Consider the following 23,708-nt stretch of genomic DNA (forward strand, 5'->3'; position numbering starts at 1 on the left):
ACATCCATCCACGACTGGAGACTATGAATGAGAATGATCCTGACCGCCGCAGCGCTTTCGCTGACGGCTTCCATGGCGCTCGCCCAGACCACGATCACCGTACAGTATCCCTATCCGGAACTGTTCGATGAAACCCAGAAGCAGCTCGCCGAAGCGTTCAGCAAGAAGCATCCTGACATCAAGGTCGAGTTCCGTACGCCCTACAAGGAATACGAGGATGCCGCACAGCGTGTGTTGCGCGAAGGCATTACCGGCAATGTGCCGGACGTCACCTTTCAGGGCCTGAACCGCGTTCGCGTGCTGGCGGACAAGGAAATCGCCGTCTCGCTCGATGACTTCATCGCGAATGAAAAAGACTTCGACGCCGAAGGCTATCATGACGGCATGCGTCAGGCCGGTGCCGTCAACGGCAAGGTCTATGGTCTTCCTTTCGCGATCTCGCTGCCGATCGTCTATTACAACATGGATCTGGTGAAGCAGGCTGGTCTCGACGAAAACAGCCTGCCCAAGAGCTGGGACGAAATCATCGAGCTTGCCAAGAAGATCAATGCCCAGGGCGAAGCCGATGGTGTGATGGCCGAGTGGTCGATCACCGGCAACTGGCTGTGGCAGGCCATGGTTTTCGCTAATGGCGGCACGATGCTCACCGCTGACGAGACCAAGGTTGCCTTCGATGGCGAGGCCGGCAAGCAGGCGATCGCAACGCTGGCACGCCTTGCCACCGAAGCCAAGTCTCCGAACATGACGGCCAACGACATGCTGGCGGCCTTCTCTGCCGGCAAGATCGGCGTCATGGTCACCACCACGTCGCGCGTCAATGCCGTTACCAAGCAGGTCGGTGACAAGTTCGAACTGAAGACCGGTGTCTATCCGGATATCAAGGATGGCGTCACGCGTCTGCCGGCCGGTGGCAATGTCGCCATCATCACGGCAAAGACAGAAGAGAAGCAGAAGGCGGCATGGGAATTCCTGAAATTCGCCACCGGTCCGGAAGGTGGCGCGATCATGGTCCGCACCACCGGCTACATGGCGCCCAATACCAAGGCTGCTGATCTGCTCAAGGATTTCTACACTCGGAATCCGAACCAGGCCGTCGCTCTTTCCGAGCTTCCTTACCTGACCGGCTGGTATGCTTTCCCGGGCGATAACGGCCTGAAGATCACCGATGTCATCAAGGATCACATGCAGTCGATCATGGATGGCACCCGCGCCAAAGAAGCCGAGGCCGTTCTTGCCGAGATGGCAGCCGACACTCAGGCGCTTCTGCCGCGTCGCTGATTACCAACAGGGCGTCGCGTGGCCGCTTCATGCGGCCACGCGACGCTTGTTCAAAAAAGGATATCCGTCATGAAGCTCATCCACCTGACCGACACGCATTTCGTCCCGCAACCCGCAACGCTCTTCGGCCTCGATCCGCGCGAGCGTTTCGATGCGGCGCTGAAGAGCATCACGACGGAACATTCCGATGCCAACCTGCTCGTCATCACCGGCGATCTTGCCCATTGGGGTGAAATCCCGGCCTACGAGGAGCTTCAGAAGCGTATCGCGACGAACCCGATCCCGACGGTGCTGCTTATCGGCAATCACGACGAGCGGATGGCCTTCCGCAGCGTCTTTCCGGAAGCGATGGATGACGGCAACGGTTTCGTGCAGGGCAGCCGCGTCGTGGATGGCCATCGGCTGATATTCCTCGACACCAAGCAGCAGGGAACGCATGCCGGCGCCTATTGTGCGGCACGACGCGCCTGGCTCGAAAAGGAACTTTCCGAAAGCCACGAACCGGTTCTGCTGTTCATGCATCACCCTGCCTTCCCGGTTGGGATTTCCTCGATGGATATGCTTTCACAGCAGGACGCCGGTGCCTTGTGGCAGGTGCTGGAACCGCATGCCGAGCGTATCCGCCATATCTTCCTCGGTCACATCCATCGGCCGATCTTCGGCAATTGGCACGGAATTTCCTTCTCGCTCATCCCCGGCCTCAACCATCAGGTTCCGCTCGCACTTCATCCGCATGGTGACGATATTCCGGGAAGCCACGAGCCGCCGGCCTATGCTGTCGTCTCGGTGAATGAGGATAGTCTCGTCGTGCACCTGAATTACTTCCTTGATGCCACGAGGCGTTTCCCGCTCGATGGCGACGAGGTCAAGGGCCGCGAATACGCATTGGGCTTCCCGGCCGCATAACTGAAATCGACCCATTTCGATCCGAAGCGCGATCGCAGACAGTCCGCTGTCTGCGGCCCGCCCGTTTGCAACTTTGACATCGATTGACATGCACGAATTTCAAGACACCGACGGCGTTCTCTTCGACCTCGATGGAACACTTGCCAGCGACGGCAAGCCGCTGCCCTGGGCGCATGGGCTCATCGAGAAAAGCCGGGGCCGCTTTGCCATCGTTACCAATGATGCCGAGCACACGGCGAGCCAGATCGCCGTACTGATGCAGGCAATTGGAATCCCGGTGCCGGAATGCCGGATCGTGTCAGCTGGAATGGAAGCCATTCGCCAGGTTGCCATCGACATGCCCGGCGCGCGTCTTTCCATGGCGGCGAGCAAGTCTCTGCAGGACTATGCGACATGTCTCGGTCTCGATGTTACGGACATCAAACCGGATGCAGTGCTGATCGGCCGTGACCGCGCCTTCTCCTATGACAAGATCAGGACGCTATCGAATGCCGTCCTGGCCGGTGCGCAACTGTTCGTGTGCAATCCGGACAGAACCCATCCCGGAGCCGACGGTTCGGTCGTGCCGGAGACTGGAGCGCTTGCCGCATCAGTCCTTGCATGTACCGGCCCTGTTCCTCATCACATCATCGGCAAGCCCCAGCCGGGATTGTTTCTGGCCGGGATGGCGTTGATTGGAAGCACACCGGCGAGAACGCTGATGGTCGGCGATAATCCGGAAACCGATGGGAAGGGAGCAGCGGGCGTTGGTATCCGCTTTGTTAGAGTAGGTTTTGAGCATGGCGACGAAGATTGGCTCCTGCAGGCTCATCCTGAACGAGTCGGGAAGCGCGACAGGTTGTCAAGGTTCGATTGAACCAAAAGCCAAACTCGAGGCGGCGTTGACAGCGGGTCGACGGTTCGTGTCCTTTCAAGACCAAAGCAGGCCCTACTGCTCTACTCATTTAAACCTTGATCGCCCGCGCAATAAGTGCACTTGCGGCTCGGCTCGGCTCGGCTCGGCTCGGCTCGGCTCAGCCAACCCACCTTGCCACATCACTACGACCCGAAGCATTCAAGCATCCGCATCCATAAGTATTCCTTCTCGTCTCATTCGCTTTCGGTTTGATTCCCGAATTGATGGTGAGACAAGGGACGTAACTTCCTACGAGCCATCTGCACCAGCTTGTTCGCGGAAGGTGAAAGCTGCATTCCTTTCATGGTGACGAGGAATGCCTCCCGCCGAAGATTTAACCACGGCTGTTCCAGGGCACGCACGGAGCCCGTGTCGGCTTCGGACAGGGCGCTTTTTGCTAGTACCGTGATCATGTCGGTGCGCCGAAGGATCGCAAAGGTCGCGAAGAGTGACGTTGTGTGGATCTTCACGGTAAGCGAAGGCGCGTTGTTTTCCAGAAATAAGCGATCGATTTCCTGGTGCAATTTCAAGTTCGATCGGGGCATAATCCAGCTATAGGGCGAGACATCCGAAAAATGCCGAAGCGGGGCTTGTTGCAACGGGTGATCGCGGCGTGTCACCAAAACCAGGTCGTCGGTTATCAATCGGCTGAATGACAGGGCGGGATCAAGGGGCTCGCGCCCGCCGGGCGTACCAACCCATCCCAGCATCGCACAATCGATCTCGCGCGTCTTTACCCATTCGCAGAGCTCCTGTGTGGTGCCTTCTCTCACGGTGAAGCGAAGGCCGGGTTCCTCGCGATGAAGTTCCGCGAGAGCCACGGGTACGACATGCGTCATAAACGAAGGACCAGCACCCAGTCTAACGTGTCCGGTCACTCCGCCGCGAAGATCAGCAAGGAGATCGTTGGTGCTCGTGATCGCATCGAAGATGGCAGTGCCACGACGCCAGAGCGTCACGCCCGCGTCGGTCAATGCGATACCATGTCCTTTTCTTGCATATAATTGAAGCCCGACATGCTCCTGCAGGCGTGCCATTTTTTTGGACAAAAACGGCTGTGAAATGCCCAGTTTTTCAGCCGCGCGCGACAAATTTAGGTGATCTGCAACCACAAGAAATTCGCGAAGGTGAGGGAAGTCCACGATATGCCTCTTTAGTTATATTATCCGTTCATAGGCGATATTGTCCGGATTTTCTACTTGGTTCTAAAAAGCAGGAAAGTGGCTTAACGGCCGGACTTGGCAACGCGAGACAACGCGGAAAACCGACCAGCGACGTCGGGAAGAAGACGAAGGGGATCAAAGCAATGACACTTACAAGACGCAGTTTTCTTTACTCTAGTGCTTCGATGCTAGCGGTCGCCGGGCTGGCAACTACGGCTGCGCAGGCGCAGGATTCTTCGCCCACGCGCGGTGGAACTCTGGTGATAGCGCAGGACTCCAACCCGCCAACACTCGATCCGCAAAAATCGGCCGCCTTCGCTACGACGAATGTGACGGAGCTGATCTATACATGTCTCCTGCGCTGGAATGCAGGCGGCACGGCAGTCGAACCCGACCTTGCCGAAAGCTACGAGATCGTCGATCCGAAAACTTACAGCTTTACTCTACGTGAGGGCGTGACGTTCCATAATGGCGAGGTGCTGACGAGTGCCGACGTCCGCTTTACCTTCGAACGCATCGCCAGCCCGGATACAGGTTCGCCGTGGAAGTCGATCTTTGCGTCGATCGAGAGCATCGAAACGCCAGATGATCGCAAGGTTATCTTCCATCTTTCCGAGCCTTTCGCTCCCTTCCTGAATTATCTGGCCACGGTCAAGTACAGCGCCATCATAAACAAGAAGGATGTGACCGAGCGCGGTGACCTTGCCGCGGGCGGGGCAGGGACGGGGCCATTCAAGCTCGACAGCTTCAAATCCAATGCCAGCGTTCTCCTCTCCCGGCACGACGGCTATTACGAGAAGGGGCTCCCCTATCTCGATGCCATCGAATTGCGCATCATCACCGATGAAGGCAGCCGTGCTGCGGCCCTGCGCAGCGGATCTGCCGCTATGAGCTGGGTCATTACGCCGGAGGTTGCCGACCAGCTCACCCAGCGTTCAGGCTTCGTCACGCCTGACACACCCGCGATGATCCGCGCCCTTCTAATCGAACTCGACCAGAGCAAGCCGCCTTTCGACGATGTACGGGTGCGCCGGGCGTTCTCGATGGCCATCAACCGTCAGCAGATCGTCAACGTCGTCTGGCGTGGTCGCGCAGCGCAGAGCGCCTCAATCCCGCCGGCGCAAACACCCTATGGCGTTTCGAGCCAGGATGTCGCGGCATTGCCGTATAATACCGAGGACCTCGATGCGGCGCGAGCGCTGCTGGCTGAGGCCGGCTATGCGGATGGTCTGGACACGACATTCTCGGTCTCGCCACTGACTTTGAGTGATGTGACCGTGGCCCAGGTGGTGCAACAGCAAGTGGCGCGCATCGGCATCCGCATTAAGATCGAACAGAAGGAATGGGGTGCACTTCTCCGCGACTTCCAGGGAACGTTGGCCCCGATCAGCATGGCTGGCCTGGCGCCCGCGCCCGACCCGGAAGCGAATCTCAGGGTGCGTTTCCATTCGGCCTCCAGTGTTAATCCTGGCAAGACGAAGGATCCGGAACTGGATGCATTGTTTGCGCGCGGTCGTGCCGCAAACGACGAGGAGGAGCGCGTTGCGGTCTACCGCGCAATGCAGGAGCGTATTGCCGACCAGGCCTACGCGATCTTTCCGGCCGCCAGTCCGATGTTCCTGGAGGTCTGGAGCGACAAACTAAAGGGCTACAAGAGCACGCCTTTCGGCCAGCGTGTGCTTCTGCGTGAATCTTGGCTAACCCGATAAGGGTCACTACCATGCTCTCAACATTCCTGCTTAAGCGGCTAACCTTGCTCATTCCAGTCTTGTTCGGGATGTCGGTTGTCAGCTTCTCGCTCGTTCACCTGATCCCCGGCGATGTCGTCACTGTCATCGCCGGGGCTGAGATTGCCGCGGATTCTGAAGAGGCGATGAACATTCGCCGCAGTCTCAACCTCGACCTGCCCTTGCCCGTCCAATATCTCAGATGGATCACGGACGTGTTGCAACGCGATCTCGGCATGTCGCTGGTCAACAAGTCGTCAGTCGGCCAGGAAATCGTCGGACATATTCCGGTCACTCTGGCACTCACGGGAATTGCCATGCTGATTTCCGTGATCATCGGAATCCCAGCGGGTGTATGGGCAGCTAGCCGCCAAGGCAGGCCGTCGGACTTCTCGCTCCGTATTTTCTCGCTTGCGGGCATGGCGATCCCCACTTTCGTCGCCAGTGTAACGGCCGTGCTGTTTTTCTCGTTGTTCTTCCCTCAGGTCCAGCTGTTCGACCGTCTTGATTTCGCCAATGATTTCCATGGCGCCATCGGCACCTTGCTGCTGCCAGCCGCCGTCCTGTCGCTATCCTCGATTTCGACAATAATGCGCTACACGCGCGGCGCGATGCTGGAGGTCATGCGTGAGCCCTATATCACGACAGCTCGCGCCAAGGGCGCGGCGCCGATGCGCATCCTGCTCAAGCACGGGCTGCGGACGGCGCTGCTCCCGGTGGTGACTGCCTCCGGCCTGATCGCGGCGCAGCTGATTTCAGGCGTCGTCGTCGTTGAACAGGTCTTCGGGCTTCCCGGCCTGGGTCAGTTGATGCTCAGCGCCATCTCCAGCCGGGACTATACCCTCATACAGGGCACAGTGATCGTTGTCGGTGCCATGGTGGTCCTGATCAATCTCGCGGTCGACCTTGCCTATCAATTCCTAGACCCACGGATCTGATCGAATGGCCGAAACACATCAAGCATCCGCCCGCCACGAGCCGTCGCAGAAGCGTGGTTTGAGCCTCTTGCGCCAGAACCTTTTGATCCAGAGCGGCGCGCTGCTTTTGGTCCTGATCTTCGTCGGCTCCATTGTCGTGCCGATCCTGTCGCCCTATGCGGCCACCGACATGGTCGGGATGTCACTCAGTCCGCCTTCGGCGGAAACCCCTTTCGGCACGGACCTTCTCGGGCGCGACGTGATGACCCGAACCTTCGAGGCCACCCGCAGTTCGATGCTGGTCGCGCTCGGCGCCACGTTTCTGTCGATTGCTGTGGGAACGATCTGGGGTACGGTTGCGGGCTTCCGAGGCGGTCGCACGGACGCTTGGCTGATGCGGCTTCTCGATGTCCTGCAAGCCTTCCCACCACTCCTGCTCGCGATTGCGCTGGTTGCCGTACTGGGTAGCAGCACGGGTAACCTCATCCTCACCATGGGCGGCCTGTTCGTTCCGCAATTTGCCCGTGTTGCTCGCGCCTCCACCATGAGCCTGCGCCAGCGACAATTCGTACGCGCTGCCGAAGTGCTTGGCGTACCGGCATGGAGGAATGTTCTCACCCATATCCTGCCCAACATATCGACGCCGCTCATCATCGAGACGACCTCGACAATCACCGCCAGCCTTCTGACGGAATCCGCTTTGTCTTTTCTTGGCATGGGTATTCAGCCGCCGACCCCGACGTGGGGTGCGATGATCGCGGAATCGACATCGGTGATGACGAACGCTCCTTGGCTGGTGCTCGCACCCGGCGCCGCGATCATGCTGGTTGTTTTGGGCTTCCTTCTGCTCGGCGACGGGCTTCGCGACAAGTTTGATCCGAAAGCGAAATGAGAATGCAATACCATCAGAATATCGAATGGCAATCCGCCTGGGCGCTGCGAGCAAAAATCCAATCCGGCAAGCTCTCCTCGGAAGATCTTACGCGCGCCCTGCTGGATCGTGTTCGGCGGCTGGACGGCCGGATAAACGCTTTCATCACCGTTGACGAGGACCAGGCGCTTGCCGAGGCGCGCGCCGTTGATGCAGATATAGCTGCCGGTCGTCCGCTGGGGCCGCTGGCCGGTGTGCCTGTAACGATTAAGGATCAGTATTTTACTCGTGGCCTGCGCACGACGGGCGGCTCGCGTCTTCTTCAGGACCACATCCCGGATCACGACAGTATCCATGTGTCACGCATCCGCGCCGCAGGCGGGGTGATCCTCGGCAAGACCAATACGCCGGAGTTCGGCATGTACTGGCGCACTGCGGGCAATGTCGCGCCCGAGTGCCTTAACCCTTGGGACACCACACGCACGTCAGGCGGCTCCAGCGGCGGTGCAGCCGCCGCCCTTGCGATGGGTTTTGGGCCGTTGGCGCTTGGTAGCGATGCCGGTGGCTCGATCCGGCTCCCCTCGGCACAGTGCGGGGTTTTCGGGCTGCTTCCCAGCCGCGGGCGCGTGCCCCGTCACGGCGGGTTCGGCTCCACGATTTTCTTCTCGGCCATCGGCCCGATGACGCGCGATGTCCGTGATGCAGCGACACTTCTCTCGGTCATCGCGGGCCCGATGAAAGGTGACGTATTCTGCCGCACCGACGCGCCCCCGGACTATGTCGACGCTCTGGAGAATGGAATAGATGGCGTGCGCATAGCCTGGTGGGACAATATCGCAGCGGCCGATTTCTCTGATCCGGACGTTGTATCCACCGTCCGCGCGGCAGGGCGGCAAGCCGAGAAATTCGGTGCTGTCATGTCGGACATGGATATCGTCCTGGAAACCGAAGATGTCGATGAAGCTTGGCGCGTGCTCGACTTCGTCGATCGCCACGCCGATCTGGGCGAAGCCATCATGGCGGACCCGGAAAAAGCTGCCCTCCTGGCGCCTTATGCATCGAGCCGGTTCGAATGGGCGGCAACTGTCACAGCCACCGGCTATTCCCGTGCCGTGCGCAGGCGCGCGGAATTCATCCGCCATCTCGAGGAGGTCTTCGAGGAAACCGACCTCCTGATCTCTCCCACCATTGGCATCGTTTCTCCAGTCGTTGATCCAAACGACCTGACGCTGCGCATTCCCTCTCTCGTCTCCTACACCCTGCCAATCAGTTTCGCGGGCTACTGCGCCGCCAGCATCCATTGCGGATTCGTGCGTGGCATGCCGGTCGGGCTGCAGATCATTGGCCGCCCCAACGAAGAGGCGCTCGTGCTGCGCGCAAGCAGGCAGTTCGAGAAGGCACTGAAACTGGGCAACCGTCACCCTGAATTCGAACTGGATCTCGCGTCATGACAAGTGTTGTTCCGCTTCTTGAGGTCCGGAACCTTCGCACGAACTTTCCAACGAGAGATGGTTTGGCCCGCGCAGTCGATGGCGTCGACCTGACTATTCGTGAAGGGCGTATCCTCGGCGTGGTCGGCGAAAGCGGCTCCGGCAAGAGCGTTACGGGTGCGTCAATCATGGGGCTCATCCAACGCCCTGGCTGGGTCGATCCCGACAGCCATATCCTGTTCAAGGGCAGGGATCTCGTCAAGCTAAGCGAAAAGGAATGGCGCGAAATCCGCGGCAACGAGATTGCCATGGTGTTCCAGGAGCCGATGACCTCGCTCAATCCGGTGTTCAGTGTCGGCGACCAGATCATCGAGAATCTCCGGCTGCACCGACGCATCAGCAAGTCGGACGCCCGCGCCCGCGCAATTGAACTCATGACGATGGTCGGCATTCCTTCTCCGGAGACCCGCGTCGACAGCTATCCGCACGAACTCTCTGGAGGGATGCGCCAGAGAATCGTCATCGCCATGGCCTTGACCTGCGATCCGAGCCTCCTGATCGCAGATGAGCCGACAACCGCGCTGGATGTGACGATCCAGGCACAGATCCTTGACCTTGTCGTGCGCCTGAAAGACGAACTCGGCATGGGCGTGATGTTCATTACCCACGATCTGGGTGTCGTCGCTGAAATATGTGACGATGTTGCCGTCATGTATGGTGGAAAAATTGTCGAGAGCGGACCTGTCGCTAGCATCCTGGCCAATCCGCAGCATCCCTATACCCGCGGGCTACTCGCCTGCATCCCGCGGCTTAACACCGACCCAACGGTGCGTCTCAGCACGATTGCCGGGACGGTGCCAAGCCCCAAGGCTTGGCCTCAGGGGTGCCGTTTTGAAAACCGATGTCCCGTCGCGATGGCGAAGTGCAGCCGCGAGGCGCCGCCGAAGGTAGTTAGCCCGCAGGGCCATTTCTCCTGCTGGATCCCTGACCAGGGCACGATGCGAGAACAGGTGACTGATGACTGACCCCATTTTGCAAGTTCGCGGCCTTACGAAACATTTCCCGGTTCGCTCGGGTCGGCATCGTATGGTGATTCAAGCCGTGGACAATGTCACTCTTGACATCCAGCAAGGCGAAACTCTTGGCCTCGTCGGTGAATCCGGTTGCGGCAAATCGACGATTGCCCAGCTTCTGGTCGGCTTACACGAGGCCACAGCTGGTCAAGTGACATTTAACGGCGAAGCGCTGCAAAGCATGCCGCGAAAGGAGCGCAAGCGCGTCCGCCGGCAGCTCCAGTATGTCTTTCAGGACCCGAACGACTCTCTTGATCCTCGTATGAAGGTTCGGGACATCATTGCCGAGGGGCTATGGGCCGATGGGTCTATCGGACGCAAGGAGATTATAAAGCGCGTCGAGGAGGTTCTTGACCGTGTTGGCCTGCCCCGTGATGCCTTGGGCCGCTTTCCGCACGAGTTTTCGGGTGGCCAGCGTCAGCGTATCGGCATTGCCCGGGCGCTTGTAATGCGCCCGCAGATTATTGTCGCTGACGAACCGATCTCGGCTCTCGACGTGTCGGTGCAGGCGCAGATCCTGAACCTCTTAGGCGACCTGAAGCGCGAACTAGGACTGACCTACGTGTTCGTGGCACATAATCTCGCGGCGGTCGCTTATGTCAGCGACCGAATCGCGGTCATGTATCTTGGCAGGATCGTCGAGATCGGAACGACCCGGGAGATCATGAGCAGCGCGCGCCATCCCTATACGAAGGCGCTTCTGTCGGCGATACCGGAGCCGGAAATCGGCGCGGAGCGCCGTGAACGGATCACTCTTTCTGGAGACGTTCCGAGCCCGGTGAACCCACCATCGGGCTGCCGCTTCCGAACTCGGTGTCCGATCGCGACTGAACTCTGCGCAAACGAAGCGCCATCGCTCGCCGGGGAGATTGAGAGCGGGCCGGCTACGACCCATCTAGTCGCATGCCATTTCGCCTAAGTGCTTCTCACCCCGTAAAAATGCTGCTCGTTACGAAACTTAGCAGTATGAATGTGATTGGCTTTTACCGCTTGAACTTGAGCGGCAAAGCTAGCTGATGCAAAGTGGGAGCATCTGGTGTTAAAGCATGGTCGACGGTTCGTATCCTCTCAAGAGCAGGAATTGCACTAAAGGGTTCGTAAATTCATTTCTAATGAGGAATATGCGGTGGGGGATAAAGCGCCGCGCCAACCTTCCGAGCGGCGGCCGCTAGGCGCTTATCCCTCGTCCACAAGCTGGATCGTCGGTCCAGGAGAGTTGACGTCAACAAATGTGCATCAGTATAGCCGATCCCCATGCTGAATATCGAATGGCGATCAATGACTGTCATCACCTCTGCATGGGTTGCAACTACTGCTTCACGCTGAGCTGTGAGAAACGCTAATACCGCATCCCGTTCTCGCAGACTACCCAAGGCCAACTCACCTACAACGAAAGGGTGGCAAAGTAGCTGATCATCTCCGATGATTTTGACTAGCTCCGGGTCTACCTGTCGGAAATGATCAATCCAGATTGAACTGTCGACAAGGATCACTTCCCCACTTCGCTCCGGCGGCGAGGCGCTGCCTCAGCCTCAGGCATAGTGCCTCCAAGAGCGATTAGCCGCTTGCCAGACTCGACTCGCACCAAAGTCTCTAATGCTTGACGCACAAGAGCCGCCGTTTCCTTCGTGCCCGTTAGGGACTTCGCTCTTTCCATAAGGCTGTCGTCGAGATTGATGGTTGATCGCATAACTAGCTCCATAACGCTGATATGAAAATAGCACCAAATGGTGCAGAAATCTACGCGCATCAAGCCCGCTTTGTTATGCCTATTGCAGTCGCGGTTCGAAGCTCACCAAGAGCGAAAAATGCCGTCTCCGAAAACCCTATCGTTGAATTTCCGGCGATAGAGGGGAAGCTTCTCGGCTACCTATGGCTCTCGCTGACCCTTGAGCCCCAAGACATTCGGTGATTGTGCGGACTGCGAAGACGGGGAGTGGGTGAGCGAGACGCAAAGTCAAAGCATCGAAGAAGAACGTCTAGATATGCCGTCACATGCTGTTGTCATGGGCGCCATCCTCATTGTCGCCTCCAGCGCTGTTCTCCTTCGTGCCGAGCGGCAGACCGGCTTACGTATATCGGCAGGTGGTGTGAGGGGAGGTCTGTCGTTGCTTTGCCCTTCCTCCGGACGCTTGACGCAGGCGCAGACACAAGTGGGCTTCGGCATCGCGTACGGCACCCGTACTTCATGGAGCACGCCGGCTGATTTGAGCCTTGCAGGGGCCTTTGGTGGTGGAGCATCACCAGGCCGCGGTGAACCCAGGATCTGCAAGGCTCTGCTCGAAGAACGGACGTCTGAAGCCTCTTGCACAGGTATGGTCATCGAATTTGCGATCACGGCCCGCCTTTCTAGGCTGACCGTTCTTCTATCCGCTCGGACAGCCTTCAACTGGCGTGACTTGGGTATTTGACACAGGATCGCTGCAAAAGCTGAGACCGAATGTCGAACAACAAATCATCAGAACTCCTCCCAACCTTCGCTGACAGGCGCTGCATTGACTCCGGATTTTGCGGTGAAGGCGCGGGCAACCCGGTTGACCATGCTGCGCGCGGGGGAGGGGGCAGGATGACTGGTGCCGGCGGCTGCGGCCACGGGCTTGCGCTGCAGCGTTGTTGAAACCGCGTGACTGGCCGGACCGGCATTGACCGCCTGTGCGAATGTCGGCGCCCCGCTGCCCAGCTGGAAGTGCGAAACGAGATCCTTCAGGCGGGCGGCTTCGGTTGCCAGCGTCGAACCGGCTGCATTGGTTTCTTCGACCATTGCGGCGTTCTGCTGGGTCACCTGGTCCATCTGATTAACGGCGGTGTTAACCTCCGACAGGCCTACCGACTGTTCGCGTGCCGAGGTGGCGATCGCATCCATATGCTGGTTGATGGTGACGATGAAACCTTCGATCGTCTTCAGCGCATCGCCGGTCTGGCTGACGAGCTTGACGCCGCTTTGCACCTCACCGGATGAGTTCCGGATCAGCTCCTTGATCTCCTTGGCTGCCTGCGCGGAGCGCTGTGCCAACTCACGCACCTCCTGGGCAACAACGGCAAAGCCCTTCCCGGCCTCACCAGCCCGTGCAGCCTCCACCCCGGCATTGAGCGCCAGCAGATTGGTCTGGAAGGCGATCTCATCGATGACACCGATGATCGAAGAGATCTGGTTGGATGACTGCTCGATTTTGCTCATGGCATCAACGGCGTCGGAGACCACCGCGCCCGACAGGCGGGCGTTTTCGTTGGCTTGAACGGCAACGGCTCGCGCCTCTTCCGCCCGCTTGGACGAGTTGGAGACATTGGCTGTGATCTGGTCCAGCGCGGCGGCTGTTTGCTCGAGCGACGCGGCCTGTTGCTCGGTGCGCCGCGACAAATCATCGGCGCTGCGGCTGATTTCCCGCGATCCGCCGTCGATCGAGCTTGTTGCATCGGCAACCGAGGAGAGTGTCCGGCGTAGCTGGTCAACTGCTAGGTTGAAGTCGGCCCGCAGGCTCTCGAAATCGTCTGCAAACCGCTCCGTCAGCTGGAAGGAGAGATCGCCGGACGACAGGCGCTTCAGCCCATTGGCCAGCCCGCTGGTGGCCTGTGCCATGGCCGCGGTGCGGTCGCGGTCGGCATCGATCGTGCGCTGGCGCTCCTTTTCCGAGGCGGATCGGTCCCGCTCAGCCTGTTGTTCCAGATCGCGGCTACGCAGCGCATTGTCCTTGAAAACCTGAACGGCCCGTGCCATGGCGCCGACCTCGTCGGGTCGGTTTCCACCCTCGACAGTGGCGGCGAGATCGCCATTGGCAAGCTTGGTCATGGTCGAGGTGATGTTCCCGATCACCGAGGCGAGGGAACGTGCGAAGACGAAGAAGCCGATGAGCGAGAACAGGGATACGATCAGCGTGCCACCAATGCTGATCCACAGTGCCTCCTGTGCTTCCTGGATAACTTCCGTCACGTCGGACGCGATCTCAACCACGCCAATCGTGGCGCCAGAGAAATTCGTCAGCGGCCGTGCGTTGACGACATAATACCGCCCGGCCAAAGAAATTTCCGAGCGGACACTTTCCCCCTCGAGGACGGGTTGCAGGCTCTCGTCGGAAAGCAATGTGCCGTCGAAAGTGGAGGCCTGCTTGACCAGTTGACCGTCTACATTGACATGAACCGCAATTTCGCCGCCGATGTCCTTGGCAAGCCGGGCGAAGTAAGAATTCGTCAACGCCGTGCCCGCATCGACGACGCCGACGACCGCGCCATCTCGCTTGACCGGCGCAGAGGCGAACATGCTGACCGCGTTGCGGCCAGGTTCGATGCCGGCGACCAGACGGCCTGTCTTGATGGCTTCGACCACTGTCTTGCGTCGGCTCGTCATGTCGTCGCCGAATTTGTCCGGCGTATGAATGCGGGCAACCGCCTCACCCTTGGCGTTGACAACCGTGATAAGCGTGACACCTCCATCCTGAATGATCGACGGCATGGATGTGGCATACCGGTTGATAATGGCGTCGCGGCTGTTGGCTTCGATCAGCCCCGCCATGTCCGGTTCGCCTGCCAGCGCCACTGCCAGGGTCGCGGCCGTCTTGCGTTGTGCGGCCATGTCGGTCTCAACCAGTCCAAGATCCGCTGCAGCTTCGCGATCCAGCGTATCGGCGGTCGACTCCGACTGTCGGTACCAGGCAATGCTGCCAATTGCCGCTGCTGAAAACAGCACGGCAGCGAAGCCATAAGCAGTGATCTTTATCCAGAGTGGATGTCTGACAGTTGATTGAGCCACGGGATCCTCGAAGCATAAAATAATTTGTTGTATAGCTGACTCAAACAGCTAAAAATTGTGTTAAGTTGCCAAAAAAGGGAAAAGACTCGTCTTTTATTGGACCGTCTTGGCTCTGAAAGACGATAGTAATCAATTAATTAGATCTACATATTTTTGTTTTTTGAACATCAACCTGTGCGAGAATATATGGTCAATCTTTGCCTGGTCTGTCCACCTTCTCGCGGACGACAGGCAAGCCGCGTCGGGCTTGTCTCTCGGCGAGGGAAAAAGAGGATGTTCTGTTGTCGCCTGCCTCGGCAGCCAGACCGGTCTGCATAAGAATGTACGTGGGCTCTCTACGGCCTGGAGCCTGTCTTGTTGTGAGGGCGGTGCGGTGGCCGTTAACAGGCCGGGTCTCGTCGCTTGCAGCCTAGCGTCAGCGGCCCCGTGCCGTATCGGTCTTTTCGGCTGCTGCGGCCGTGGGCTCAAGGGGGGCCGTGAGACGAGGCCGGGCCTTTCGCGAAGTCGCCGAGCAATGGCGGCCAATGGTCGAGACAGCAATTCCTATGGCTGATAGACACCCGCGTGACGGGCGCCGAGCGCATTTCCACGTGATGGATCAAGCCAGATCTTTTATGAATCCTTCGTTCGTCGTTCTGGTAGCACCGTATGTCTCATGACGTTGAGGAACGCGGGCTGGTCTCGCGAAACGTTATGGATGTAGATCTCGTCGAACCCGCAGGATGAGCATTCTTCGATAATCTTCAGCAACTGATCCGACCGCGTGATCAGCGGTATCACCTCGTCGATGTCACGCGATCGCACAGCCGCCGTCACCGCATCGAATTCGTCAGGTGTTTGCAGTTCCGCAAGGCAGGCAGGCGGCGCCGCAGCGTTTCGCCACTGCTCCCAAGCTGCGCTGCGCGCATCTTCTTCGTCTTCGGCCCAGGAAATCTGGAGCTGCAATGCCAGTGGCTTGTTTTTGCCGCTGAAAGCACGAAAACCTTCGACGATCTGCGCCAGTTCGTTAGGTGCTTTTCGGACTGTGATCAGACCGTCTGCCCATGAACCCATCCACGCGGCGCTTTTCAGCGTCAGTGCTGCGCCAAGCATTCGGGGCGGATTTAGGGGCAAGGACCAAAGCCGTGCGCGATCCGTCGAAAACCAGGGACGCTCTTCACTAACCTCTTCGCCGCGCAGCAAGGACCGCATAATTTCTGTGCCGGCCAAAAGGCGTGCATTGCGTTCGCCTTTGTCAGGCCAAACCGAGCCCACGACATGTTCGTTCAGCGCCTCACCGCTACCGACCGCGATCCAGCGCAGCCGGTCGGGAAACATTTCTGCTAGAGTGGCAATTAGATGTGCCAAGACTGCCGGATGGTACCGCCAACCGCCGGGAATGGCCAGGCTGGCGAACGGAAGCGAGGTACAGGCCATCGCGGCTCCAAGCCAAGCCCAGTTGTTGCCGGCGTTTCCCTGGCGCCTGCTCCAAGGCGCGATGTGGTCGGACGTCATGATCGCCCGAAAGCCGGCGTCTTCCGCTGCACGGACGTAGTCCAGCAGTTCGCTCGGCGTGAACTGCTCATGAGACGCGTGGTATCCGATGATCATTCGGATCGTTCTCCTGATCGCTGCCATGGCGGAATGAACCGGCGGTCCTGATAGTCTGACAAGAAGCCGGTGTGCGTTGGCTGCAGCCAATTCTCGGCCTTCATGAAGCCAATGGCTGTCTCTCTGACGCCGCCATCTTTTGGTTCGATCAGCAAGGTAGACCGAAAACTCCCCGGATCTCCGACATCTTCAAGCTCGTCGAGGATTCCGAGACGCTCCTCCTGCACCTCGTAAAGCTCGCCTTCGACCTGTCGTCCTTCGCCGGGCCTGTCCTGCATCATGGGGCCGAAGAAATCCTGAGCGATCACCATCGGATAAGGCTCGACTGTCCGATAAAGCCCGAGAAACCGCGCGCCAGTCAGGCCCTTTTCGTGAAGCGGAAACCCCTTTTTCAGGGTGCCATAGATGAAAACGAGCGGCATGGTCAGTCGATCGGGAAGGTGCCGACTACAGGCATTTTGGGCTTTACGCCGGCGGTTTTCTGCTCGTCGAACCAGAGGCCGGCTGCCAGATCGTTCAAAGCGCGTATGACCTGCTGTCTTTTCCAGCCGGCCTGCTGCGCGCGATCGATGAGCGCTACGGCCTCCGCTTCGATCACGTCTTGGCATTCCTTGTCGTTGTCCTGCGGACGAGAATTGGGCTTGAACATCACGTAGACAACTCCTTTGTCGCCCCGATGAACACCAAGCTGGAACGTTCTGTTCCTGTCGTTCGCGGGTTTACACCTGCCTAGTCCGGTATCGTACATCCCCGCCTGATGCGGATAGGACGTTTTCAAGCGGGGGGGGGGGGAGGGCTGTTCGGTATCAGGGCGAAGGCCTCGACAGTCAGTTGCGTGGTACGAGAACCCCACTGGCCATCGCGCAAAAGACCTCGACAGCTTTCGTCAGCACCGCGGCAGCATCGTCGCTCGCGGCCACCCAGAGTGCGGCATTGAGCGACGCGCCGCTGATCAGGCGAGCAACGGCTTCGGCATCCAAAGGCCTCATGGTTCCACTCGCGATCAGCCTTTCGACAGCTTGCTTTGTAATCTGCAGGCAGTTGTCCTGGCTCGGCCATCTGGAGGGATCGCCGAGGACAGCGGGCCCATCGAGCAAAACAATGCGTTGAACCTCTGGATCAAGCGCCATCTTGATATAGGCTATTCCCTCAGCGAGCAGACCCTTCCACTCGTCAGGCTCGGCTGCGGCCACCGTCCTTGCACGCGCAGCCATTTCCGAATCGATCTGGTTGACGACCGCGGCGAACAGCCCGCGTTTGTCGCCGAAATTGTGGTAGAGCGCCCCCCGCGTGAGACCCGCCTCTGCCGTCAGCTCATCCATAGAGGCAGCGGCATAGCCTTTTTCGGCGAACGCCTTGCGTGCAGCCGCGATGAGCTTCGCCCGGTTTTCCTGCATCGTTTGCGCACGTTTTTTGGCCATCTCATCCCCCATTTCATATACGGTACGTATTTAATTTGACATACGTCTCGTATCCTGCTATTTCACATACATAATGTATCTGAAGTGCTGCGGCGATGGAAGCGGCTTGAGCTTCCTTCGCGTCGATGGAGAAAAATTCCATGAGCCACCGTGAAGCAATTTTTCCAGCCAACAGGCACGCCCTTTATGAACAGCATGGATATTCGGCGGCGATTCGGTCCGGTGACCTGCTATTTGTTTCAGGCCAGGTCGGTAGCAGAGAGGACGGAACGGCAGAGCCTGACTTCGGCCAACAAGCACGGCTGGCGTTCGAGAACCTGAAGGCAACGCTCAAGGCTGCCGGCTGCACCTTTGACGATATCGTCGATGTCACGACGTTTCACACCGACCCCCAGAACCAGTTCGATATCCTGCTACCAATAAAGGAGGAGTTCTTCTCCAAGCGGCCTTATCCGAACTGGACCGCTATCGGCGTCACCTGGCTTGCTGGTTTCGATTTCGAAATCAAAGTCATCGCGCGCATACGGCCGACGGCGTAGCCATCTCTCTTTGAGCCGACCCCTCCCTAGATGGAGACTTTTATGCATTCCCTGATCGTGATCGCGCATCCCGAGGCCGGGTCCTACACGCACGCGGTAGCCGAGCAAGTGATCGGCGGCCTCAAGGACAGTCCGCACAACACGTACGAGATCGCCGATCTCACGGCCGAGGATTTTGATCCTCGCTATACAGCGGCCGATTATCGGGCGTTCCGAGACGGAACGGCTCCTCCGGCTGACATTGTCGCCGAACAGGCGAGGATCGACCGTGCCGATCTGCTGATCTTGATCTTCCCCGTCTATTGGTGGTCCCTGCCAGCCATCCTCAAAGGCTGGATCGACCGTGTGTTCACCAATGGCTGGGCCTATATCGATGCCGGCGGGGAAGACACAACGCGTCTTCTCGGTCGACTAGCGGTCCAGACGATTGCGATCGGCGGAGCGACGCAACGTACCTATCACAAGCGCGGATACGCCCAGGCAATCCAGACCCAGATCGACCAGGGCATTTTCGGCTATGTCGGTGCGCGCATGGTCGGATCGGAACTCCTGCTTCCGCTGGACGCTGCTTCCTCTCAGGCAGGGCTCCAGCGTGCTCGCGAGATCGGAGCGAACCTTACCTCGGCGATAAGGGATGGGAAAGGTGTGTAGCTTGCTGCAACGGAAATGCAGCATTCAGGCAGTTTTGCGATCTTGAGCGGGCTGACCTGCTTCGCTGTTATTTGCCAAAGCATGTGGCGATCTGTCAGATTCTCGCTCCCACCGCTTTGATGTCATGGTTTGCCGCGTTACCGCACAACCACTGCAACCTTTTGTACGACATGCTTAAAGGCTGACGTTGTTCTGTTCTGTGGAGAAGAACACAGAGAATGGATCATTTCGATGTCAGCGACGAGCAGATCATCGATGACTACGACGGATTGCTCAACATGTTCATCAACTCTTCCCTTCTGAACGGCTTTGTCAGCCGCGGCAGGTCCGGTGCCACATCTTCAACCTCCAAAAACCCAGAGACGATTAGGACCTGGACGTCAGGGCGAGCAGCAAGGATCGCTCTCGCGAGCTCTGTCCCGCTGATGCCAGGCATGAGATGATCGGTGAGCAGGAGCGTTGGCGTAAGACCCTGTTCGAATAGTTTTAGAGCGACTTCCGCAGATTCCGCTTCGACAACATCATAGCCAAGCTCGCGCAGCATCTCCGCCGTGCTGAGGCGAACGAGGTCCTCATCATCGACAAGCAGGGCAACACCGGAAAGGGTGGCTGTCGCACTTGCTGACGGACGCTCCTCATCTTGAACGGTTCCTTTACTGATAGGGAGCCAGATCTCGACATTCGTGCCAAGTCCGAGCCGACTCCTGATGGTAAGGGTGCCCCCCGACTGAAGCGCCAGGCCGTGCACCATCGAAAGCCCAAGCCCAGTTCCCTTGCCGAGGCCCTTCGTCGAAAAGAAGGGTTCGGTCGCGCGCTTCAAAGTCTGTTCATCCATGCCTGCGCCGGTGTCTGACACCGAAAGACATATGTACGTTCCCGCTGCGAGCTCGGAGGGTCTTGCCGTTCTCCCCGAAGACGAAGAAGCGGTAATGCGCAGCGTTCCGCCGTCCGGCATCGCATCGCGAGCGTTGACCGCAAGGTTCAAGAGCGCCATCTCCAACTGATTGCGATCGGCCAAAGCAGGCGGAAGATGTTCGCAGACGTCGATCGCGATGTGGATCTGAGGTCCTGCGGTGCTTGATATCAATTCAGCCATTCCCTGGACCAGATCTCCCACATCGACAGCTGCTGCCTGCAGAGGTTGCCTTCGCGCAAAGGCCAGCAATCGCTGAACAAGCACTCGGGCTCGCTCTGCTGCTTGAGCGGCACCAGCGACCATGCGCTGCTCCCGTTCTCCGCCGAGTTGCTTACGCTGCAGGATATCGAGGCTTCCAATGATCGGCGTCAAAAGATTGTTGAAGTCGTGCGCGACGCCGCCGGTCAGTTGCCCGATCGCCTCCAATTTCTGAGCCTGTCGAAGCTGCTCTTCAGCGATCGACAGACGTTCCTGCTCTTTCAGAAGGTCGGTCATGTCACGACCAATCAGGTAGGCTGCGCTTACCTTGCCATCGACGCCAACGACCGGGCGGAAGCGCATCTCATAAGCACGTTGCTCTGCGTCATCCTCGCCCCACCAACCAGTCTGATCGAATGCCTCACCCGCGAGGGCACGATCCCATATGGCTTTTGCTTTATCCCGTTGCACAGGAACATGGGCCAGTAAGTCCATCAGGCTTTGCCCCAATTTGGGGCGAACGCCAAAGGCCCGCTCGTAATCCGCCTGTGCTGCGGGGTTTATCGCCAGGAACGTGTAGTTGCGGCCGATCATCTGAATTGGGGAGTCGGTGTCCTCAACGATGCTCGCATAGATGCGACGTTCGGCCAGGCTCTGATTTACCCGCTCCTCAAGCGTTGCATTCAAAGTGCGCAAAGCGCTTTCGGCGCGCGCGCGCTCGACCGCTGCCCATGTGCGTTCCGCGACCTCGAGCGCGATGGCGGCCTCGTCCTCCGTCCAGCATCGTGGCTGGCTTTCATGGACGTACAAGATCGCCACCAGTCTTCCCTCCTTCAGCAAGGGTACGACCAGCAACGATTTCGTGCCGATGCTCGCATAGCCTTCGGCGTAGGGTGCGGAAACCGGGCTGCTGGAAACCGAGTCTAGACGCAGCAAACGCCCAGCTTTCAGTTCAGCGATGATGGCAGGACCGAATATCTCCAAGGGCCGCGTCTCGCCGCCAAGCGACGACATCTCGCCATTGCTCCAGTCTCGCTCGACCGTGACATAGTCCTGCGCCGGATCGATTTCGCCGTAGCCGGTTCGCCCGGCTGCCAGATATTCGCCAAGCAAGCGTGCCGCCACCTGCTTGATCTCCTCGGCGCTCGCCAATGGACGGAGCTGGTCAGACAGACCCAGCAGAAAGGATTGGCGCTGGGCAAGTGTCTGGAGGCTGGCCTGAGCATAGGCGCGCTCCACCGCCGACCATGTTCGCTCCGCGACCTCGCGTATCAGCGCAAGTTCCTCGCCGGTCCAGTCTCGAGGCTTCTTGTCATGCACGTAAAGCGCTGCGACGAAACGGCCACTGCGGATCAACGACACAGTGACGACGGACCGGATCTGAAGGTTATGAAACGCCGATGCGCTTGCGGTGTTCGCAACCCGCGCGTCAGTCAGAACATCGGCGATGACAAGCGACACGCCGTTTTGCAAAGCCGAAAGGACGTCCGGCCCAAAGGAAGCGAGATCATGCGTCCCGCTATGACTTTCAACCGTGCCATCGGTCCAGTTGCCAGGCGTCGTGAAGTAGCGCTCGCTCGTGTCGACCGATCCGTAGCCGACGCGGCTGACGCCAAGATGTAATCCAAGAGCCTCCTGCGCAGTCTCGATAATTCCGGATGCGTCATCGATATCGTGAAACGCGGCTTCGAGACTGATCAGAAATGATTGACGAAGCCTCGCCGTGACAGCCTCTGTGGTTTCTGTGCAGATACAAAGAGCAGCCGCGACGCTGCCGTCTTCTTCGCGAACTGGACTATAGGAGAAGGTGAACCACGCCGGCTGCGGCGTCGGGCGGCTCAGCATGACCTTCAAATCTTTAAAGAGGCTGGGCTTGCCGGCAAAGGCTTCGTCGATAACCGGGCCCACAACGTCGAGGACCTCAGGCCAAACCTCAAAGAACGGCCGTCCGAAGGCAGAGGGATGGTGAGAGCCCAGGATCAGTGTGTAGGCCTCGTTGTAGATCAGGCGACGGTCCGGGCCGATCACGAGAAACATGGGGAAGGGCGCATTGGCGACGACGTCGATGATACCTCTGAGGCGAGCGCCCAGTCCCTCAACGAGTTGATCCAGGTCTGAATCGAGTTCACGCGCCCTGACGGACAGGCGCTTTAAAAATTCATGCACGCATGGTCTCCGCGCTGTCAGATGCAGTCTAGGGTTCGTTCGCTGAATATATCGTTCCTCGACAAACAGCAAAGGTGACGGCTGGAGATCTTAAGTGGAGACCATATTCCGTCACGGGGACAGCCCTGCCCGTTAGCGGGGTCTTGAAAATCGTGCCACCGACAATCATCTATGGCCTACCACCCGAAACCAACGACAGACGGCGCCGCGAAATCATTTCGCGTGGGTGCAGCTGTCCGGGCGAACGAGGGCGCTCCCCATGATGGGTTGAGCGCCCTCGGCATGTCAAAGGCCGAAAGCGAGGCGTCTTGCCTGAGCAAACCTTGATCGTCTTCCTCCATGGCATCGGCGCTTCTGGCGCGCAGCTCATGCCGCTCGCGTCGTCCTGGCGGGTCTGCCTGGCGAATACACGCTTTGTGGCTCCCGATGCTCCCATGCATCATCCGTATGGACATCAGTGGTTTAGCACAGAGGGCAATCCCCTTGATCCCAAGCGGATCGAGGACACTCGCCAGGCCTTCGATGCCCTTATAAGAGAGACCGTCCAACGGGAGGGGTTTGCGCGCAACCACAGCCGAATTGCGTTTGTTGGCGTATCGCAAGGCGCTATTGTTGCCCTCGACGCGGTCGCATCAGGGCGCTGGAATGTCGGCGCGCTGGTCGCCTTCTCGGGCCTGCTTGCGGCACAGCCGATTTCGCCTTCCAGCATCAACACGCCGATCCTCCTGATCCATGGCGAGAATGACAGAACGATCCCGCCTGTGGCGTCGAGGGTCGCGGCCTCGCAACTCGCAGCAGCCGGGTTCAAAGTTGAAGTCGACATAGAAAGCGCGACTGGCCATACCATTTCCAGCTCTGGCGCGCAGAAGGCACTGACCTTTCTGCAAAAGACGCTGCTATAGGTGCAGTTTGCAAGCAAGCAGGAGCGTTCCGTCAAGCAGCGCGGCGCACCAGCAATATGATGCGGTGAAGCGACCTCTCAAGAAGATGGTCTCTTTTGCGGTCGATCAGACGACGGTCGCCGGTTTCAGGCAATATTGACCGGATGCCTGCTGGAGAGATCGTCGGGCTTGAACCGTGTTCGGCAAGACAGAGCGAAGCGGTATCGACCGGGAGCGCGCTCCTGAAACGCCTCGCGGGACGTTGTAGGAAAAAGCGCGTCGTCGCGACTCTATCGAGTTCGAGCGGATGCTCGGCCCGTATCTGCAGGCCTGACAGGACTC

At 58.8% G+C, this 23,708-nt stretch carries 22 protein-coding genes; 13 read left to right on the forward strand and 9 right to left on the reverse strand.

Annotated features, from left to right (window positions below; genetic code table 11):
- Positions 1 to 27 precede the first annotated feature (27 nt).
- From BMX61_RS20060 to BMX61_RS20070, 3 genes are all read left to right on the forward strand, one after another.
- The gene (locus tag BMX61_RS20060; RefSeq protein WP_075627936.1) at positions 28 to 1,278 is read left to right on the forward strand and encodes an ABC transporter substrate-binding protein; all 1,251 of its coding nucleotides are present in this window, start codon (positions 28 to 30) and stop codon (positions 1,276 to 1,278) included.
- Positions 1,279 to 1,347: 69 nt separating this feature from the next.
- Entirely contained in the window at positions 1,348 to 2,184 is an 837-nt protein-coding gene (locus tag BMX61_RS20065) for a phosphodiesterase (RefSeq protein WP_075627937.1), read from the forward strand.
- 88 nt (positions 2,185 to 2,272) lie between these two features.
- Positions 2,273 to 3,040: an HAD-IIA family hydrolase gene (locus tag BMX61_RS20070; protein ID WP_075627938.1), complete on the forward strand. Its 768-nt coding sequence runs from the start codon at positions 2,273 to 2,275 to the stop codon at positions 3,038 to 3,040.
- 233 nt (positions 3,041 to 3,273) lie between these two features.
- Here the strand turns inward: BMX61_RS20070 and BMX61_RS20075 are convergent, their stop codons facing one another.
- Complete coding sequence (locus BMX61_RS20075) at positions 3,274 to 4,221, reverse strand: LysR family transcriptional regulator (RefSeq protein ID WP_075627939.1); 948 nt, start codon at positions 4,219 to 4,221, stop codon at positions 3,274 to 3,276.
- Between the two features lie 164 nt (positions 4,222 to 4,385).
- Between BMX61_RS20075 and BMX61_RS20080 the strand changes: the two genes are divergently transcribed.
- The 6 genes from BMX61_RS20080 (at position 4,386) to BMX61_RS20105 (ending at position 11,179) form a co-directional block, all read left to right on the forward strand.
- Positions 4,386 to 5,951: an ABC transporter substrate-binding protein gene (locus BMX61_RS20080; RefSeq protein WP_083639453.1), complete on the forward strand. Its 1,566-nt coding sequence runs from the start codon at positions 4,386 to 4,388 to the stop codon at positions 5,949 to 5,951.
- Positions 5,936 to 6,907, forward strand: coding sequence for an ABC transporter permease (locus BMX61_RS20085; RefSeq protein ID WP_139198968.1), 972 nt, complete (start codon positions 5,936 to 5,938; stop codon positions 6,905 to 6,907). The genes BMX61_RS20080 and BMX61_RS20085 overlap by 16 nt, the downstream gene beginning before the upstream one ends.
- A 106-nt stretch (positions 6,908 to 7,013) precedes the next feature.
- Positions 7,014 to 7,778, forward strand: coding sequence for an ABC transporter permease (locus BMX61_RS20090; RefSeq protein ID WP_170854987.1), 765 nt, complete (start codon positions 7,014 to 7,016; stop codon positions 7,776 to 7,778).
- A gap of 2 nt (positions 7,779 to 7,780) precedes the next feature.
- On the forward strand, positions 7,781 to 9,208 hold the full coding sequence (locus tag BMX61_RS20095; protein ID WP_075627943.1) for an amidase: 1,428 nt from the start codon (positions 7,781 to 7,783) through the stop codon (positions 9,206 to 9,208).
- Positions 9,205 to 10,212 (forward strand): ABC transporter ATP-binding protein, encoded by a 1,008-nt coding sequence (locus BMX61_RS20100; protein WP_075627944.1) that lies wholly within the window; start codon positions 9,205 to 9,207, stop codon positions 10,210 to 10,212. The genes BMX61_RS20095 and BMX61_RS20100 overlap by 4 nt, the downstream gene beginning before the upstream one ends.
- Positions 10,205 to 11,179, forward strand: a complete 975-nt coding sequence (locus BMX61_RS20105; RefSeq protein ID WP_075627945.1) for an ABC transporter ATP-binding protein — start codon at positions 10,205 to 10,207, stop codon at positions 11,177 to 11,179. Before BMX61_RS20100 ends, BMX61_RS20105 begins: the two co-directional genes overlap by 8 nt.
- 190 nt (positions 11,180 to 11,369) lie before the next feature.
- On the opposite strand, the gene BMX61_RS25165 is transcribed toward BMX61_RS20105, so the two are convergent.
- Positions 11,370 to 11,753, reverse strand: a complete 384-nt coding sequence (locus BMX61_RS25165; protein WP_075627946.1) for a type II toxin-antitoxin system VapC family toxin — start codon at positions 11,751 to 11,753, stop codon at positions 11,370 to 11,372.
- A complete protein-coding gene (locus BMX61_RS20115; protein ID WP_006699143.1) occupies positions 11,750 to 11,950 on the reverse strand; it encodes a type II toxin-antitoxin system VapB family antitoxin in 201 nt (66 codons plus the stop codon). The genes BMX61_RS25165 and BMX61_RS20115 overlap by 4 nt, the downstream gene beginning before the upstream one ends.
- Positions 11,951 to 12,200: 250 nt before the next feature.
- Here BMX61_RS20115 and BMX61_RS24385 point away from each other — a divergent pair, with 250 nt between their 5' ends.
- Positions 12,201 to 12,671: a hypothetical protein gene (locus tag BMX61_RS24385; protein WP_139198969.1), complete on the forward strand. Its 471-nt coding sequence runs from the start codon at positions 12,201 to 12,203 to the stop codon at positions 12,669 to 12,671.
- A 47-nt stretch (positions 12,672 to 12,718) separates the two neighbouring features.
- Here the strand turns inward: BMX61_RS24385 and BMX61_RS20120 are convergent, their stop codons facing one another.
- From BMX61_RS20120 to BMX61_RS20140, 5 genes are all read right to left on the reverse strand, one after another.
- Positions 12,719 to 15,004 carry a methyl-accepting chemotaxis protein gene (locus BMX61_RS20120; protein WP_075627947.1) on the reverse strand — a complete coding sequence of 762 codons (2,286 nt, stop codon included), beginning with the start codon at positions 15,002 to 15,004 and terminating at the stop codon, positions 12,719 to 12,721.
- Positions 15,005 to 15,616: 612 nt separating this feature from the next.
- Positions 15,617 to 16,594, reverse strand: coding sequence for a TIGR03885 family FMN-dependent LLM class oxidoreductase (locus tag BMX61_RS20125; RefSeq protein ID WP_075627948.1), 978 nt, complete (start codon positions 16,592 to 16,594; stop codon positions 15,617 to 15,619).
- Entirely contained in the window at positions 16,591 to 17,016 is a 426-nt protein-coding gene (locus BMX61_RS20130; protein ID WP_075627949.1) for a gamma-glutamylcyclotransferase family protein, read from the reverse strand. The genes BMX61_RS20125 and BMX61_RS20130 overlap by 4 nt, the downstream gene beginning before the upstream one ends.
- A 2-nt stretch (positions 17,017 to 17,018) precedes the next feature.
- Positions 17,019 to 17,243, reverse strand: coding sequence for a hypothetical protein (locus BMX61_RS20135; protein WP_075627950.1), 225 nt, complete (start codon positions 17,241 to 17,243; stop codon positions 17,019 to 17,021).
- 178 nt (positions 17,244 to 17,421) lie between these two features.
- Entirely contained in the window at positions 17,422 to 18,015 is a 594-nt protein-coding gene (locus tag BMX61_RS20140) for a TetR/AcrR family transcriptional regulator (RefSeq protein WP_092742956.1), read from the reverse strand.
- Positions 18,016 to 18,155: 140 nt separating this feature from the next.
- Here BMX61_RS20140 and BMX61_RS20145 point away from each other — a divergent pair, with 140 nt between their 5' ends.
- Positions 18,156 to 18,554: a RidA family protein gene (locus BMX61_RS20145; RefSeq protein ID WP_075627975.1), complete on the forward strand. Its 399-nt coding sequence runs from the start codon at positions 18,156 to 18,158 to the stop codon at positions 18,552 to 18,554.
- Positions 18,555 to 18,596: 42 nt separating this feature from the next.
- Positions 18,597 to 19,205: an NAD(P)H-dependent oxidoreductase gene (locus tag BMX61_RS20150; protein ID WP_075627953.1), complete on the forward strand. Its 609-nt coding sequence runs from the start codon at positions 18,597 to 18,599 to the stop codon at positions 19,203 to 19,205.
- 259 nt (positions 19,206 to 19,464) lie between these two features.
- Here the strand turns inward: BMX61_RS20150 and BMX61_RS20155 are convergent, their stop codons facing one another.
- Entirely contained in the window at positions 19,465 to 22,485 is a 3,021-nt protein-coding gene (locus tag BMX61_RS20155; protein ID WP_075627954.1) for a GAF domain-containing protein, read from the reverse strand.
- Positions 22,486 to 22,793: 308 nt separating this feature from the next.
- Here BMX61_RS20155 and BMX61_RS20160 point away from each other — a divergent pair, with 308 nt between their 5' ends.
- Complete coding sequence (locus BMX61_RS20160; protein WP_075627955.1) at positions 22,794 to 23,387, forward strand: alpha/beta hydrolase; 594 nt, start codon at positions 22,794 to 22,796, stop codon at positions 23,385 to 23,387.
- Positions 23,388 to 23,708: the final 321 nt, after the last annotated feature.

The sequence above is a fragment of the Xaviernesmea oryzae genome, assembly GCF_900109605.1.
GTDB lineage: Bacteria > Pseudomonadota > Alphaproteobacteria > Rhizobiales > Rhizobiaceae > Xaviernesmea > Xaviernesmea oryzae.

Coding starts and splice junctions, on each gene's coding strand:
- BMX61_RS20135 (WP_075627950.1), bottom strand. CDS start 17,243: ATGTTCAAGCCCAATTCTCGTCCGCAGGACAACGACAAGGAATGCCAA.
- BMX61_RS20105 (WP_075627945.1), top strand. CDS start 10,205: ATGACTGACCCCATTTTGCAAGTTCGCGGCCTTACGAAACATTTCCCG.
- BMX61_RS20100 (WP_075627944.1), top strand. CDS start 9,205: ATGACAAGTGTTGTTCCGCTTCTTGAGGTCCGGAACCTTCGCACGAAC.
- BMX61_RS20150 (WP_075627953.1), top strand. CDS start 18,597: ATGCATTCCCTGATCGTGATCGCGCATCCCGAGGCCGGGTCCTACACG.
- BMX61_RS20125 (WP_075627948.1), bottom strand. CDS start 16,594: ATGATCATCGGATACCACGCGTCTCATGAGCAGTTCACGCCGAGCGAA.
- BMX61_RS20065 (WP_075627937.1), top strand. CDS start 1,348: ATGAAGCTCATCCACCTGACCGACACGCATTTCGTCCCGCAACCCGCA.
- BMX61_RS20095 (WP_075627943.1), top strand. CDS start 7,781: ATGCAATACCATCAGAATATCGAATGGCAATCCGCCTGGGCGCTGCGA.
- BMX61_RS20115 (WP_006699143.1), bottom strand. CDS start 11,950: ATGCGATCAACCATCAATCTCGACGACAGCCTTATGGAAAGAGCGAAG.
- BMX61_RS20070 (WP_075627938.1), top strand. CDS start 2,273: ATGCACGAATTTCAAGACACCGACGGCGTTCTCTTCGACCTCGATGGA.
- BMX61_RS20140 (WP_092742956.1), bottom strand. CDS start 18,015: ATGGCCAAAAAACGTGCGCAAACGATGCAGGAAAACCGGGCGAAGCTC.
- BMX61_RS20145 (WP_075627975.1), top strand. CDS start 18,156: ATGAGCCACCGTGAAGCAATTTTTCCAGCCAACAGGCACGCCCTTTAT.
- BMX61_RS20130 (WP_075627949.1), bottom strand. CDS start 17,016: ATGCCGCTCGTTTTCATCTATGGCACCCTGAAAAAGGGGTTTCCGCTT.
- BMX61_RS20060 (WP_075627936.1), top strand. CDS start 28: ATGAGAATGATCCTGACCGCCGCAGCGCTTTCGCTGACGGCTTCCATG.
- BMX61_RS20080 (WP_083639453.1), top strand. CDS start 4,386: ATGACACTTACAAGACGCAGTTTTCTTTACTCTAGTGCTTCGATGCTA.